This window comes from Fibrobacter sp. UWEL (assembly GCF_900142535.1).
Taxonomy (GTDB): Bacteria; Fibrobacterota; Fibrobacteria; order Fibrobacterales; family Fibrobacteraceae; genus Fibrobacter.
This window is the reverse complement of sequence record NZ_FRBE01000004.1, coordinates 1-15,405: the sequence shown is the minus strand read 5'-3', so window position 1 is coordinate 15,405 and position 15,405 is coordinate 1. Positions and strand designations below refer to the sequence as shown.

Below are 15,405 nucleotides of genomic sequence, written 5' to 3'. Positions count from 1 at the left end.
TCAATAGCTAACCACCAAGGGGCAAGGTTTCAATTCACGCACCCACGCGGGGTGCGATTTAGCCTTCGCTTCAGCCTCTGCTATCGCGTCCAGTTTCAATTCACGCACCCACGCGGGGTGCGATGCGGCTTCACGTTCCCCGAAACCATCAAAGACAGTTTCAATTCACGCACCCACGCGGGGTGCGATTTGACGCGCTCGAAGCTGCGGGAATAACGGTAGTTTCAATTCACGCACCCACGCGGGGTGCGATAGGAAAACTACGACAGCCGTTTTGTGAAATTGGTTTCAATTCACGCACCCACGCGGGGTGCGATATGTTGCACCGACAAAGAGTACGGACGATGTTGTTTCAATTCACGCACCCACGCGGGGTGCGATTTGGTGGGCTTCTTGAATTCCCTCATGGTGGGGTTTCAATTCACGCACCCACGCGGGGTGCGATGAGCCATCACGGACGACCGCAAGCTATCCAAGGTTTCAATTCACGCACCCACGCGGGGTGCGATGAATCTATTGCTGGCGGTATTTCAAACGTATGGTTTCAATTCACGCACCCACGCGGGGTGCGATTGGAACAGTTCAACGCATAAGGGAGACGGAAATGTTTCAATTCACGCACCCACGCGGGGTGCGATTAACGGTAGTACCATTGAGCGCGATTTCAACAGTTTCAATTCACGCACCCACGCGGGGTGCGATGCTTAAAGGTCTTCTGCCGCGTGGATTCGTTTGGTTTCAATTCACGCACCCACGCGGGGTGCGATAATCAGCCATCTCGGTACCTCCTTAATCGAACTGTTTCAATTCACGCACCCACGCGGGGTGCGATCTTGGCTTCGCTTTCCTTGCCTTCAGCAAAAAGTTTCAATTCACGCACCCACGCGGGGTGCGATAGGTCGGCTGTAGACACGTTCGCCAGGGCGTTGGTTTCAATTCACGCACCCACGCGGGGTGCGATTATTGTAAAAAATAGTTTACAATTATTTACAAAGTTTCAATTCACGCACCCACGCGGGGTGCGATTGAATGCCACGAAAAAGGAATTAGAGATGTCAAGTTTCAATTCACGCACCCACGCGGGGTGCGATTGCAGGAGCCGTATAATGAGTTCTTTCCGTTACGTTTCAATTCACGCACCCACGCGGGGTGCGATTTTCTGCAGGTAGTCATACTTTTTCTGTTTCTGGTTTCAATTCACGCACCCACGCGGGGTGCGATTGTTGGGAAGTTTGTAAAAGATTTGCTTCCTAGTTTCAATTCACGCACCCACGCGGGGTGCGATGTAAACCCCTTCATCCCGAAGATTGGCGACACGTTTCAATTCACGCACCCACGCGGGGTGCGATGATTGCCTGGGTTTCCTTCAGCGGGTCCAACAGGTTTCAATTCACGCACCCACGCGGGGTGCGATGTCCTCCTTTTCGATGTTCAGGGAAATGTCGTTGTTTCAATTCACGCACCCACGCGGGGTGCGATGACAACTTGCGGTCAATATCGCCGAGAGTCTGGGTTTCAATTCACGCACCCACGCGGGGTGCGATAAAGAAATGGATGCCGCATCCGAGAAGATGCAGGTTTCAATTCACGCACCCACGCGGGGTGCGATGTTCCATGCTGCGGAATTGGTCGCCAAATACGGTTTCAATTCACGCACCCACGCGGGGTGCGATACCACGATGCTGCTTATTCCAAAAACATACTTGTTTCAATTCACGCACCCACGCGGGGTGCGATGTTGGCGCAATGAGCGAACGCCGTACCTTGTTGTTTCAATTCACGCACCCACGCGGGGTGCGATCTGGTGATACTGCTGCGGACTGCGAATACGATGGTTTCAATTCACGCACCCACGCGGGGTGCGATTGCTGAAGCGGAACGAGCGGACCTTGCCACATCGTTTCAATTCACGCACCCACGCGGGGTGCGATATTACCCGCGAAGCAGCCGATGCTTGGGAAAAGTTTCAATTCACGCACCCACGCGGGGTGCGATTTCGGCGTTGACGGTGGTTTTGTAAACTATACGTTTCAATTCACGCACCCACGCGGGGTGCGATGGTCATTCTTGCAAAACACCTTACAATCCTGTGTTTCAATTCACGCACCCACGCGGGGTGCGATGTCAAGGATTCAATCTTTTCGCCGTTCACCTTCTGTTTCAATTCACGCACCCACGCGGGGTGCGATACTGGAGCAACAAGTGCAAAAGAAGCCCAGTTTAGTTTCAATTCACGCACCCACGCGGGGTGCGATAAATTAAGCAGCAGGAACGCTACCAGGATGCTGTTTCAATTCACGCACCCACGCGGGGTGCGATAATCGCGTAGTCTGCATCAAAAGGACGGATGTAGTTTCAATTCACGCACCCACGCGGGGTGCGATCATAAGCCGCCTGTCTATGCGACTGGGTTCGTGTTTCAATTCACGCACCCACGCGGGGTGCGATGTCCTTGGACCGTCTGGAAGAAATCCTTGAAAGTTTCAATTCACGCACCCACGCGGGGTGCGATCTAAGACGCTCGCACCGTTCGTTCGTGATGGTGTTTCAATTCACGCACCCACGCGGGGTGCGATACGAGGGTGTTGCGCCTTCCACATACAATTCTCGTTTCAATTCACGCACCCACGCGGGGTGCGATGTAGAAGCCAAAAACCGCCTCCTTGGTATTCTTGTTTCAATTCACGCACCCACGCGGGGTGCGATAGGCGAGGTTCTTGTACATTCGCCTCATGGCCAGTTTCAATTCACGCACCCACGCGGGGTGCGATCAATATCACAGCTAGACTCGCTTCCCGAAACGGTTTCAATTCACGCACCCACGCGGGGTGCGATGTTTGAGCAAATAAATCTGTCCAAGTCCATTGGTTTCAATTCACGCACCCACGCGGGGTGCGATTTCGGCGTTGACGGTGGTTTTGTAAACTATACGTTTCAATTCACGCACCCACGCGGGGTGCGATGCCTTGAAGATGGAACGTATGATCTTGATTTTGTTTCAATTCACGCACCCACGCGGGGTGCGATAGGAAACCCAGGCAATCAAGATGCAGTTGGATGTTTCAATTCACGCACCCACGCGGGGTGCGATAGGGACCGGCAGAACCCCTGTATTTATAAGGCTTCCAAAGGTCTTTTCGCTAACCATCCAAAATAAGATAATGGTCAACACTCAAAAAATACAAATTATCAAAATACTTTCAAAAATCGCGTTTTCGAAAATCGCTAACATTCTAGGCTTTTTAGTGGGATTATAGGTTAGCGATAGCCTTATATCACCAATAAATCATGCATATCTGGCGGTTCTTTTACGCCAAGGTGTTCAACCTTTCGCTCCCAGTTACTGCCAAGATAGTAAAACCTTAAGCTATCCTGATTCAAATCCACGATTTTTAGCAAGCGATCTTTTAATACACACCATTGCGCAGGATCAACTTCGCATTCAAAAACAGAATTTTGTGCACGATTCCCAAAGTCTTTACAAGCCTTTGCAACTTGATTAAGTCTTCGTTTGCCAGCAGCAGTTACCGTAGAAACGTCGTATGTCACAAGTACTAGCATTTTTACCTCCATAAATAAGCAGGATAGTATTCAATGTCACCACGAACACATTTCGCTAAAAGGCGAGCTTGTTCTACATACAGCATGCCGGTTTGCATAGATTCCTCAAGTAATGGATGGTATAATTCTTCTGTTTTTCTTTTTTGCCATGCAGCAAGAAGAGTCTTTCTCGTTTCATCATTCATTTCTACTTCACCATTAGGCTGTACCTTAAATCCTTTTGAATTAACCTGTTTCAAATTAACCAAGCTAAGAACAAGTCGATCTGCTATGGGGGCTCTAAATTCCTCCATCAAATCTAGTGCTAGACTAGGCCTTCCCGGCCTATCTACATGTAAAAATCCCACATAAGGATCAAGCCCGACACATTCTAACGCAGACCGAATATCAAGAGCGAGAATAGAATATGCATAGGAAAGCATCGCATTTATCCGGTCCATTGGAGGTCTTCTGTTTCTTGATTTAAAAACGAATTCAGAATCCTTGTTCAATATCAAATAATTGAAAACACTAAAATAGCGGTCCGCAGCATCACCTTCAATCCCTCGTAAGGTTCCTGCTTCGCTAACATTCTTTACAGTAGTTAAAGAATGCTCCATTGCAGAAATAGAACTCTTCAATTCCATTTCGCCATCGCAATTAGGATGATTTCTTAAATGTCTTAGCAACACATTTCTTTGATTCTGAATCTTTGCTGCAATGCAACATTTAGCAATTGACAGAGACATCTCTGGATTATCAGCAATTCGATATTGAGAGCGACGAAGTAGAACATTTCCGTGAACAGGTCCTTGCATTCGTGCCAGGAATTTACCCCGCCCATCTACATAAGTAATCGTTACTCCTTTTGATGCACAATGTTCTGTCAAATTGGGAGACACCCCGATACCAAAACCAAAACACACAATTTCCCCTATTTGATGTAATGGAAATTGAGCTACTTTAGAATGTTCCTTATGAATGGTCACAGCCTCGCCTTCCTTATGAACCCAAGCCCCCTCAAGAGTTACATACAGTGTATTTTTTACAAGTTTCATCCAAATAACTCCTGATAATATTTTTCCATTCTAGCAGACTGATTTACTCTTGGCTGGCAAAACTCAATAAGTGAGCATGACTTGCAATTATGATTTTTCTCGGCAGTCGGAAGTTTTCCAGATTTGATCAAAGAATGGGCTTCGTTTGTTAATTCAATGGTTCTACTTCGGATATCTTCAGAAAAAGAATATTCCGTTCTTCGTCGAATTTCACAGTAATAAATGGAACCCTCAGTAATAGGAATCCCAGTCATTTCTTCAATACACAAAGCCTGTGCGCACAACTGAATTAAGTCGGCGTCATGATTTTTAGGTTTTCCGTGTTTGAATTCAACAGGCCTCAATTTCCAATTACCCGAAAGATTTATCCACGGAATATCAATACTCGGACCGTCAGTTTTTTCAACTTCAAGAACATCCATTCTGCCATACAATCCAAGCTCTAAATTCCGTATATGGAGGTCAGAATACTGACGTACACCTCGACGAAATTCTTGATATCCCGAATCCACTCGTTCGTGCATTACCCGACCTTCTGCAGTTAAGAAATTTTCTGCCCATTCCTGGTCTAAATGAATAAGCCCCCATTGTCTTTTGCAAAAGGCCAAATGTTGTAAACCTGATATGGCGATGCAATCTTCATCGGTATACGGCATACTCATCTCCATAAAAAAGTGGAGAAGGAAAATTCCTTCTCCACTTTAATCTTCCGTTTACAAGCTTAACCAACTTTCTTTGTCAAAGTAACACCATTAGGCAGAGAAGAATCATCAACTTCTACCACATAATCGTCGAAGGAACGTGCCGGTGCTGAATCATCCTTTTTGGAAATCTTAATTTTTGCAAAAAGAGCATCGGCAGGAGCATTGCCTAATGCAGATTCATGTTCAAAGACATAAAGTCCACGGACATTCATTTCGCCTCGAGCAGCGGAATGGTCTTCCCAGAACATCTTTTCAAGAGCTTCCCAGAAAAGAGTTAAGTCTTCGTCAGTGAAGCCTGTTTGTGCAGCAAAATTTGCAGACACAAAACCATGGGAAACATAAAGACCGTAGGGAACAGTAAACTTTCGGCCCATGGTTCTATTGTCACCATTCTGCTTTTCCGCTTCTTTTTCAGTGGCTACCGCCATTCGAGTAATACTATGTTCTAAAGTAACCACTGGATCAACAGAACGACCAAAAGTCATTTGAACAGGGCCACGAACCTGCCCCGCATTTTTCCCTGTACTTAACACGGCGCCGAATGTACGGATATCATAATATGCATCGCACATTACTTGGCGTGCAGCATCCGTTTTCTTGTCTTTACTGGCATTTTTGACCGCATCAGTTTCATGAGAGGCATCGATTGCGTTGTTCAATACAGCCTTTTCTTTAATGAAGATATCGAAACCTGCAGAGCCTTGCTTTGCAATCTGTACAAAATTGCGAACCTTTCGCTTCAAGCAAACGTCTGTTACGAGTCCCATGCCTGTTTCGGCATCTACGCGAGGCAAATTACCTGCATCAGGATCTCCATTGGGGTTGCCATCTTTCACATCGAAAAGCAACACAAAATCATAGCGATGTTTGATAGTTTCTTTTTCCATATTTCATTCCTCTTAGTTATTTTCAGTTTCTTTTTTCTTAAAAAAATCTTGGCGTTGATGATAGTAACCAACTGCAAATTTTGCTTGATCTTCTAAATTCATATGAGATGGCATAGAGGGTGGTAGCAGTTCCATAATCTCACCAATTCTCTTTTCAAAATTCACTTTGAGGCCTTGGTTGTCAAGTTTGGCCAAATGATGAACCTTCAACTTAAGCAACTGCGGAAAAACTGTAATCGGCGTTGAGGATGCTGCGCCATAATAGCGATCCTTAATGGTTGTATTGATTCCAGGTTGAGCATCTTCCTGCAATTTTTCAAGTACTGCAAAAAGACGACCCAAAAGGTAACCTTCATTCGTATTTGTTGTATCTAAAGCCACTGTTATCTCCTTCTCTTCATTGTTATAAATTCTTTGTTTGCGTTTCAAATAAGCCTTTAATATTCCCGCTCGAATCCTTGAAATATTCCGATCAGCTCGAATCCTTGAAATATTCCGATCAGCTCGAATCCTAGATAATGTTTGGTTTAGTAAAAGTTCCGGATAAGGAGAACCTTTAAAAATGGCATCCATTAATCGCCCTACCAAAATTGGAGGCAAATTATCAGTTTTCCCTTCAAGCGAAATTGCACTCAGTAACCAAAATAGTGCATATTTCCCTTCATCTTTAGGACCTCGAATAATTTCTAGATCATCAAAGTGCTGTTTGATTTTTGACGAAAAATCACTGATGCACCCTGCGTGCCAAAAACGAACAGAAAGTCTTGCTGCATTAGGAGATAACCCCAGTACAAAGAATTTTGCATCTGAATTTGGCACTGACACTCCTGTATAAACAGAATCGTACAATTGTTTTACCGCACGAATATCTGCATCTGGATTATCTTTTTCATAGCCAAAGAAAAACGGGAAATTTTCCTCGAACTCGGTCTTTTTATCAGACCAAAAAATAACGGAAGTTTCGCCAATACGCAATTTATTTTTAGAGTCTTTGGCCAACATCATTTTCAATGCTGTGGTATAGGCAAACATCGCGGATTCCGACACAGGAGCATTAAAGCTTTGGTCTTTTCCGTAAGAACAAAAACTTTTATTATTAAAAGATACAATCCCTGCTCCTGCAGATTGCGCCCCAGGAAAGCCCGATATCAGTGTATGGAGCCTTGCCAAAGGTTTATTATCACCCGTTATCAAGCAAGTGCCAACATTTTCTGTTGAAGGCGTTTCTTTTAGATAATCTTTTATAACATCATTGAACCTAGAACAGACGGGTTCCTTTTCAGATTCACCATTAAAGGAAAATGTAACATTAGGTACTACTTCTTGAACTTCCAGCCAAGCCTCATTTTCCTTCAATAATTCTGAAATCTTTTGTATGGGATCAGATTTTAAAAACTTTACCAAAGCAACAATTTCTTTTGTATCCTTTAGCGTTGATTTTTCAAGTACGTCAATAAAAGCAGCAAGTTTTGCTGCAGCTTTCTTGTCGGCCTTTTTTGTTCCCGGAACCCCTAATGTATAGGTTGCATTATCCCAAAGAAAATTTGGCTTAATGCCTGCAGATCTAGATACAGATGCTGGAACTAAAAATGACTTAGCTCTTTTTATCTTTCCTTCTATAGTCCGAGTATCTTCTAGTCGAATAAAATTTCCATTGTAGTCAATCACAACAATGAATGGGATTTCTTTCCATTCAAAACCTTCTGGGGCAATTCCACTTTCAGGATCGCTACTTTTGCGTTGGTAATAATCATAGAGAGCTTGTAAAATCATTTACGAATCTCCTCACTTTTCCATGCAGGAACATTTATTACGCCATTTTCTATTTTTGCTCTAAAGAAAGTGGGCTTAATATCCTTTTCATTTGAGTAATCCATATCATACAACATGAATCCCAAATCGCGAGTCTCGTTTATAGAGGGTTTATTCTTTATTTCTTCGTCAATATTTTCAATAAGCCTAAAATGACAGGAAAATTCTCGACACCCAAAGTAAGGTTGATTAAAGCATTGGCCCTTTTTCGCCCTTCTCTCAAACATTGCGTTGTACTTTCCTGGATTTTCATCCTTGCGAAGTAATTCTATCTCGTCCTTATCTACAAGATTCTCCGGCAATGCTCTTGTTTGAGGCCTTTTATTTTGAGGAATAAACTCCTGCTTAGCATAAATTCGATAGCGAACATTCTTTAAGAAAAGTCCGGCCCTTTGCTGGCGATTTTCTTCAATAAATAATTCCTTTGTTTTAGGAGAAGCAACTGCGCCTAATTCATTTCTACGCACAGAAACCCATTCTATAGGATTCAAAACTTCAATCTTGGTAATATGCCATAAAATTGCAGGTTTCCAAAAAATGCAGGAAAAAATAGCTCTAGCGGCAGAAGGCGTTATCACATCATAACTAACTCGTTCAACCTTCATTTCCGGACGTGTAAAACAAGCATAATCGCCCCACACTTCCAAACAAAACTCTTTCATAAAATGTTCCATTAAAACCTTCTTTTTTTATCAATATACACTCATTTTAACAAATAAATTCATCACCCTGAAATTTTGGTCCATTCAAGGAAAGTCCAAATTTTTCATCATACAACTCAGGAACTGCCTGACACCACATATCAAGTTCTCCATTATTCGTTTTTACCTTACTGATATAGCCTGCCTTTTGATACTCAAGCCATAACTTTTCGGGAATATTCACTGAAAAACGCTGAAGACGTCTCATTGAATCTCTTCTTGGTCCACAAGCCGCAATTTGATTCAAAAGTTTTCTACTATCGTATTTACCGGAATACCAAACGATGATATTTTTTTGACCTCGATCGTCAATTAAACTGAATTCTTCTGCAGCTGAACGAAATTGAATCTTGAGTCTAGCGGCATCTTTTGCAAGATACCCCATAATGTCGTTCTTGTCAAACGAAATGACTCGATGGAAGAATTTTTCAAAGTATTTCCTAAATTGCTCCGGAAGCAATTCAATGCGATTGTCCGAAAATGTGGAGACAATCATATCGCTAAAAGAATCCTCACCATACCTCAACAAACCTAATGGAGTTTTCTTCGCAGGGCTAAATACATAAACTTCACCCTTATCGCGCAGTCCTTCTCGATTACACCGTCCAGCAGCCTGAGCAATAGAATCCAAACCAGCCGTTGCCCTATACACAACCGGGAAATCGATATCAACGCCAGCCTCAACAAGCTGCGTACTGACAACTCTCACAGATTCTCCATTTTTCAATTTTTTCTTGATATCTGCAATAACTTTACTTCTATGTTCACCACACATCAATGCCGAAAGATGAATGGTTCCTTCAGGCATAAGACTATGTAGCTCTCTACAGTCCTTACGCGTATTAACGATACAAAGGACCTGGTCATGTGTCATTAGTTTTTCGGCAAGATTAGACCACTCGTCAATTGTTCCTATATAGGACACATTTGTTCGAGACATTTTTTCGGACAAAGATGCATCTGTCATTATCTCTCGAACTTTATTCTTTTCTATTCCCTCAAATCCCCCTTCAGATCCTCGTTGCATACTTCCAATATGCCCCTCCAACGCAGGCTGAGTAGCAGTACAAAGAACGATAGACGTTTTAAAGTAGTCAACCAAGCCCTCCATTACAGAGAGAATCGGCTTTAAATAATCCGGAGGCAAAGTCTGAGCTTCGTCAAGAATTATAACAGAGCCAACGATATTATGAAGTTTTCTGCAAGAACTTGATTTTGCAGCGAACAGAGACTGGAATAATTGCACATTAGTTGTAACAATTATGGGTGCATCCCAATTTTCAGTAGCCAGCCTAGATTTTACAGTTTCCTTTTCTGGATCCAAATTGGAATGGTGTTCCAAGACCGCATCTTCGCCAAAAACAGACCTCAATACATCGGCAGTTTGCTCAATAATACTGGTAAAAGGAATCGCAACGATTATACGACTAAAACCATATTTAATTGCATGGTCCAAGGCAAATCCCATGGAAGCCAATGTTTTCCCACCTCCTGTAGGAACTGTCAAAGAAAAGAAGCCCGGTTTTTCTTGTGCGGAATTTCTGCAATCCCTTAATATTTGTGAGCGAATTTCGTTAATTGGAGTTCTGGCCGAATTTTTAGTTTTCTCGGCCATAAACTCATCGTATTTTTTTCGCAATTCAATTAAAGATAATGAATTACCTCGATTTTCGTTCATATCTGGCGACATGAATCTTTCAGTATCAAGGAAATCCGCATCAACCAAACAAGAATAAAGCATTCGCAACCATAAATGAAGTTGCTTATCATCTAGTTGACCATTATCTTTCTTTATGCAAACATCTTTTTCTGGATGATTGCTAAAATCCAAGTCCAAAAGTTCGGGCGGTATAGACCCCTGCTTTGCTAATTCTAAATGTTCTTTGTTTTGCAAGCGATCTTGTAAGCAACTACCTTCCGCTTTATCTTTAAAATAGTCTGGCAAGCCAGTATGATGCCCTGCAATTAAATAGGAAAGTAATTGCCCCCAAACAGGATTTTTTTCAACTGCAAACATTGCCCCTGCGGCAGTATGGTCCACTTTTCCGGAACCGCCTTCATTAGCCACATCATTTTGATAACCGGACGATTGACGAATATAATTCTGGAAATCTTTCTTGTATTTTCCCAAATCATGCCAAAAACCAGCCAATTTTGCAAATTGTTGTGCCCCAAACGAGGTGGCAAACTGTTCAGCAAGTTCAGCAACACCATCTAAATGGCCATTAGGGCCAAATAAGGGCTGTTCAAGGAAAGAACCATCTTCTAAAGGACGAATGTGAGCAATTGGATTCATAATAGGTAATATAGCCTCATTCACACGTCATTTAATGACATTGTCAAAAAAACTGTATTTTTCCCGACAAATTATTACTAATGAATTCTCATCGAGCATTCTGGGACACACCTTTTGTACAATAAAGATTTTCTTTATTGTTGCTACTTTGGAAACATTTTTTCAAGACCGATTTGCAAGCGAAATCTTAGGCAAAAAACGAGTCTTATGTTGAAATTAGTATTCCTGATTGTACTAGGACTTTTTCAAAAAAAAATTATACTCGATACAAATGGGCATAGATTACTAGAGTCATCAAAAATCTAAGCAAGGAGATAAACTATGGGTTTCTTTGATATCGCAAAAAGCATTGGTGAAGGTATTGTAAGAGGTTGCGTGCGAGAAGCAGATCGTAGATCGCAGGTTTACGACCGTGCTGCAAGAACAGGCACCTACAACGGCAGGACTCTTTCCGATTCCCAAAGACAAAAAGCAAGGGATGAAAGCGACCGCCTTCGTAACATGGTTGACAATAGCAAGTACTTCTAATGGAGTTTCAGAATGTCTCAAATGACAGAAGCAGGGAAAGAACGTTTACTCGCATTGAAGCAGAGACAGGCTGATCGCGAGTGGGCAAAGGCTAGAAATGGCGAAGGTGGCGAACATTATGCTCGTGCAAGGCACTTGTATGAATGTGTGGAAAATATCAAGAAACATGTCACCAAGTAGTCTTTCAGGTAGTATTGATGGATCCGTCTTAACGACGGATCCTTTTTGTTTCCAGGCATCCCCAACATGCACAAACGCACACTAATCAAAAACGTCTATTGAACAAAAGATTTATTGTAATTCACTCTACTTTTCAAAACCATTCTAGAGTCTGTCCTTCCCCGCTTTCTATATTTACTCTTACTTATTTTTTCTTTCAGGGGTCGCCACCCCTGACCGTTCATTTTTTCAAAAAGGAAAGACAAAAAAATGGCAAGAGCTCTGATTATCGGTTGTGGTGCCGTTGCCACCGTCGCTATCAAGAAGTGCTGCACCGTCAGCGAAGTTTTCTCTGAAATCTGCATCGCAAGTCGCCACCGCGAAAACTGCGAAAAGCTGGCCGAACAGATCCGCCCTAATTCCAAGACGGTGATTACCACCGCTGCCGTTGACGCCGACAAGGCCGAAAACGTGGTGAAGCTGATTAAGGAATATCAGCCGGACTTGGTCATGAACATCGCACTTCCCTACCAGGATCTTGCCATCATGGACGCATGCCTTGAATGCGGCGTGAACTACATGGATACCGCCAACTACGAACCGGAAAACATCGACGATCCGGAATGGCGCAAGGTTTACGACAAGCGCTGCAAGGAAGCAGGATTCAGCGCCTACTTCGATTACAGCTGGCAGTGGGCATACGCCAAGAAGTTTGAAGAAAAGGGCCTTACCGCTCTGTTGGGTTCTGGCTTTGATCCGGGTGTTACCCAGGCATACTGCGCCTACGCTCTGAAGCACCAGTTCGACACCATCGAAGAAATCGATATTCTGGACTGCAACGGCGGCGATCACGGCTACAAGTTCGCCACCAACTTCAACCCCGAAATCAACCTCCGCGAAGTTTCCGCTCCGGGTTCCTACTGGGATACCGACGAAAACGGCAAGGGCCACTGGGTTGAAATCCCGGCCATGAGCATCAAGCGCGAATACAACTTCAAGTCTGTGGGCCAGAAGGACATGTACCTCTTGCACCACGAAGAAATTGAATCTCTCGCCAAGAACATTCCGGGCGTAAAGCGCATCCGCTTCTTCATGACCTTCGGCCAGAGCTATCTGGACCACATGCGCTGCCTGGAAGACGTGGGCATGCTGCGTACCGATCCTATCATGTTCAACGGTCAGGAAATCGTTCCTATCCAGTTCCTGAAGGCTCTCCTTCCGGATCCGGCAAGCCTTGGCCCCCGCACTGTGGGTAAGACCAACATCGGTTGTATCTTCAAGGGCACCAAGGATGGCAAGCCCAAGACTTACTACCTGTTCAACGTTTGCGACCACCAGAAATGCTACAAGGAATTGGGCAGCCAGGCTATCGCCTACACCACCGGCGTTCCGGCAATGTGCGGTGCATTGATGATGCTTACCGGCAAGTGGACCACCCCGGGCGTTCATACTGTGGAAGAATTCGATCCGGATCCTTACATGGACGCACTGAACAAGTACGGCCTGCCTTGGCAGGAAGACTTTAACCCGACCCTGGTCGACTAATCCCCAAGGATTTGCGAAATGAAGAAATGGCGTATCGACGACTCCCGCGATTTGTACAACGTTCGTGGTTGGGGCGTCAACTATTTTGACATCAACGACAAGGGTCATGCAACCGTCGCTCCCATGAAGGACAAGGGTGCAGAAATTGACCTTTACGACCTGGTGCAGGAACTGTCTATCCGCGACGTTTCTACCCCCATGCTCCTGCGTTTTCCGGATATTCTGGACAGCCGCATTGAAAAGCTGAACGAATGCTTTAACAACGCCCGCAAGGAATATGGCTTCGAAGGCACTTACTACGGCATGTTCCCCATCAAGGTGAACCAGCAGCGCGCCGTGCTTGAAGAAGTGGTCCGTCATGGCAAGAAGTTCAACATCGGTCTGGAAGCAGGTTCCAAGCCGGAACTTCACGCAGTACTTGCCAACATGGATAATCCGGACGCCCTGATTATCTGTAACGGCTACAAGGACGAAGACTTTATCGAACTGGCTCTCCTTGCACAGAAGATGGGCAAGAAGATCTTCATCGTGGTTGAAAAGATGAACGAGCTCCACCTGGTGGTGGAACTGTCTCGCAGAATCGGCATTCGCCCCAACATTGGTGTTCGCATTAAGCTGGCTAGCTCCGGTAGCGGCAAGTGGGAAGAATCCGGTGGATACCACAGCAAGTTCGGTCTCAACAGTTCTGAGCTCCTGGAAGCCTTGGACTACATCAAGGAAGAAGGAATGGAAGACTGCCTGAAGCTGATCCATTTCCACCTGGGTAGCCAGATTACCAACATTCGCCACATCAAGAGCGGCCTTCGCGAAGTGTCTCAGTTCTACGTGCAGATTCGCAAGATGGGCATGGGCCTTGAATTTGTGGACGTTGGCGGTGGCCTTGGTGTGGACTACGATGGAACCCGCAGTTCCAACGCAAGTTCCGTAAACTACTCTATCCAGGAATACGCCAACGACGTTGTGTACGCTTTGTACGAAGCCTGTCGCGATGCAAATCTGCCTCACCCCAACGTGATTGCAGAATCCGGCCGTGCGTTGACCGCTCATCACTCCGTGCTGGTGTTCAACATTCTGGAAACTGCTGGCCAGGCATTCTTCGACGAAGAAGAACATGAAATCGCCGCAGATGCACCGGACGCACTGAAGGACTTGTACAGCATCTATAAGGGTCTTACCCCCAAGAACCTGCTGGAAAGCTGGCATGATGCCATGCAGCTGAACGACGACGTGCTGAGTGGCTTCAAGGTAGGCGATTACGACCTGCCCACCCGCGCTATGTCTGAACGTCTGTTCTGGAGCATCGCTCGTGAAGTGAACCAGATTGCAAGCGACCTGCGCCATCCGCCTTATGAACTGGAAGAACTGCCCCGCCTGCTGGCTGAAAAGTACTTCGGTAACTTCAGCTTGTTCCAGAGCCTGCCGGACAGCTGGGCTATTGACCAGATTTTCCCGGTGATGCCTATCCAGCGTTTGAACGAAGAACCTACGGTTGAAACTACCATTCAGGACGTGACTTGCGACTCTGATGGTAAGATTGGCATGTTCGTTCGCGGTGGCGATGTGAGCCGCACTCTTCCGCTGCACAAGCTGAAGAAGGACGAACCTTACTACATCGCAGTTTACCTGGTGGGTGCCTATCAGGAAATTCTCGGTGACTTGCACAACCTCTTCGGCGACACCAACGCAGTCCATATTGTTTGCGACAATAAGGGCGGCTACGAGATCGATAAGGTCATCGACGGTGAATCCGTGGAAGACGTGCTGGACTACGTGAACTTCAGCGACAAGGCTCTCGTGAAGACCATGGAAAACTGGGTGACCGGTTCCGTGAAGGAAGGAAAGATTACCGTGAAGGAAGGTAAGGAATTCCTGAACATCTACCGTTCCGGTCTTTACGGATATACCTATTTGGAGCAGTAGGTTCCTCGACTTCGCTCGGAATGACATGATGATTGCCATTCCATTTTAGAATATGGAAAGTCCCGTCTTATGACGGGACTTTCTTTATTTTCAGTCCAAATGGATTATATTAGAATTGATGGAAATTAAACAAATCATTAAGCGATTGCTTCACGGCTCTGATTAGGCAAGTCCTTTTCTGTAAATTCATGCGCAAAAAGCGGATTTTCCCATCTCCTTCTCGGTTAAGTAAGCTTTATCTTCCATCCATTCATC

General features: G+C 44.8%; 11 protein-coding genes and 1 CRISPR repeat array (1 of these 12 only partly in view). Of the genes, 4 read left to right on the top strand and 7 right to left on the bottom strand.

Annotated features, from left to right (window positions below; all coding sequences use genetic code 11):
• Positions 1–3,091: direct repeats of the CRISPR family, unit length 32 nt; unit sequence GTTTCAATTCACGCACCCACGCGGGGTGCGAT (it extends 618 nt beyond the left edge of the window).
• 179 nt (positions 3,092–3,270) lie between these two features.
• The 7 genes from cas2 to BUB59_RS03615 form a co-directional block, all read right to left on the bottom strand.
• Positions 3,271–3,561, bottom strand: coding sequence for a CRISPR-associated endonuclease Cas2 (gene cas2 / locus BUB59_RS03645; protein ID WP_073225734.1), 291 nt, complete (start codon positions 3,559–3,561; stop codon positions 3,271–3,273).
• 2 nt (positions 3,562–3,563) lie between these two features.
• Positions 3,564–4,598, bottom strand: coding sequence for a type I-C CRISPR-associated endonuclease Cas1c (gene cas1c, locus BUB59_RS03640; protein ID WP_073225732.1), 1,035 nt, complete (start codon positions 4,596–4,598; stop codon positions 3,564–3,566).
• A complete protein-coding gene (cas4, locus tag BUB59_RS03635; protein ID WP_143160212.1) occupies positions 4,595–5,254 on the bottom strand; it encodes a CRISPR-associated protein Cas4 in 660 nt (219 codons plus the stop codon). Before cas4 ends, cas1c begins: the two co-directional genes overlap by 4 nt.
• Before the next feature lie 65 nt (positions 5,255–5,319).
• On the bottom strand, positions 5,320–6,189 hold the full coding sequence (gene cas7c / locus BUB59_RS03630; protein ID WP_073225729.1) for a type I-C CRISPR-associated protein Cas7/Csd2: 870 nt from the start codon (positions 6,187–6,189) through the stop codon (positions 5,320–5,322).
• A gap of 12 nt (positions 6,190–6,201) precedes the next feature.
• Positions 6,202–7,962 (bottom strand): type I-C CRISPR-associated protein Cas8c/Csd1, encoded by a 1,761-nt coding sequence (cas8c, locus tag BUB59_RS03625; RefSeq protein ID WP_073225727.1) that lies wholly within the window; start codon positions 7,960–7,962, stop codon positions 6,202–6,204.
• On the bottom strand, positions 7,959–8,675 hold the full coding sequence (gene cas5c, locus BUB59_RS03620; protein WP_073225725.1) for a type I-C CRISPR-associated protein Cas5c: 717 nt from the start codon (positions 8,673–8,675) through the stop codon (positions 7,959–7,961). Before cas5c ends, cas8c begins: the two co-directional genes overlap by 4 nt.
• 34 nt (positions 8,676–8,709) lie before the next feature.
• Positions 8,710–10,998, bottom strand: a complete 2,289-nt coding sequence (locus BUB59_RS03615; RefSeq protein ID WP_073226065.1) for a CRISPR-associated helicase/endonuclease Cas3 — start codon at positions 10,996–10,998, stop codon at positions 8,710–8,712.
• A gap of 321 nt (positions 10,999–11,319) precedes the next feature.
• Here BUB59_RS03615 and BUB59_RS03610 point away from each other — a divergent pair, with 321 nt between their 5' ends.
• The 4 genes from BUB59_RS03610 to speA all read left to right on the top strand — a co-directional run bounded on the left by BUB59_RS03610 (position 11,320) and on the right by speA (position 15,150).
• A complete protein-coding gene (locus BUB59_RS03610) occupies positions 11,320–11,526 on the top strand; it encodes a hypothetical protein (RefSeq protein WP_073225723.1) in 207 nt (68 codons plus the stop codon).
• A gap of 12 nt (positions 11,527–11,538) precedes the next feature.
• Positions 11,539–11,706 carry a hypothetical protein gene (locus BUB59_RS15320; protein ID WP_159433321.1) on the top strand — a complete coding sequence of 56 codons (168 nt, stop codon included), beginning with the start codon at positions 11,539–11,541 and terminating at the stop codon, positions 11,704–11,706.
• 249 nt (positions 11,707–11,955) lie between these two features.
• On the top strand, positions 11,956–13,230 hold the full coding sequence (locus BUB59_RS03605) for a saccharopine dehydrogenase family protein (RefSeq protein WP_073225721.1): 1,275 nt from the start codon (positions 11,956–11,958) through the stop codon (positions 13,228–13,230).
• 18 nt (positions 13,231–13,248) lie between these two features.
• Positions 13,249–15,150, top strand: coding sequence for a biosynthetic arginine decarboxylase (gene speA, locus BUB59_RS03600; RefSeq protein WP_073225719.1), 1,902 nt, complete (start codon positions 13,249–13,251; stop codon positions 15,148–15,150).
• Positions 15,151–15,405 lie beyond the last annotated feature (255 nt).

Coding starts and splice junctions, on each gene's coding strand:
- cas5c (WP_073225725.1), bottom strand. CDS start 8,675: ATGGAACATTTTATGAAAGAGTTTTGTTTGGAAGTGTGGGGCGATTAT.
- speA (WP_073225719.1), top strand. CDS start 13,249: ATGAAGAAATGGCGTATCGACGACTCCCGCGATTTGTACAACGTTCGT.
- cas4 (WP_143160212.1), bottom strand. CDS start 5,254: ATGCCGTATACCGATGAAGATTGCATCGCCATATCAGGTTTACAACAT.
- BUB59_RS03610 (WP_073225723.1), top strand. CDS start 11,320: ATGGGTTTCTTTGATATCGCAAAAAGCATTGGTGAAGGTATTGTAAGA.
- cas7c (WP_073225729.1), bottom strand. CDS start 6,189: ATGGAAAAAGAAACTATCAAACATCGCTATGATTTTGTGTTGCTTTTC.
- BUB59_RS15320 (WP_159433321.1), top strand. CDS start 11,539: ATGTCTCAAATGACAGAAGCAGGGAAAGAACGTTTACTCGCATTGAAG.
- BUB59_RS03605 (WP_073225721.1), top strand. CDS start 11,956: ATGGCAAGAGCTCTGATTATCGGTTGTGGTGCCGTTGCCACCGTCGCT.
- cas1c (WP_073225732.1), bottom strand. CDS start 4,598: ATGAAACTTGTAAAAAATACACTGTATGTAACTCTTGAGGGGGCTTGG.
- BUB59_RS03615 (WP_073226065.1), bottom strand. CDS start 10,998: ATGAATCCAATTGCTCACATTCGTCCTTTAGAAGATGGTTCTTTCCTT.
- cas2 (WP_073225734.1), bottom strand. CDS start 3,561: ATGCTAGTACTTGTGACATACGACGTTTCTACGGTAACTGCTGCTGGC.
- cas8c (WP_073225727.1), bottom strand. CDS start 7,962: ATGATTTTACAAGCTCTCTATGATTATTACCAACGCAAAAGTAGCGAT.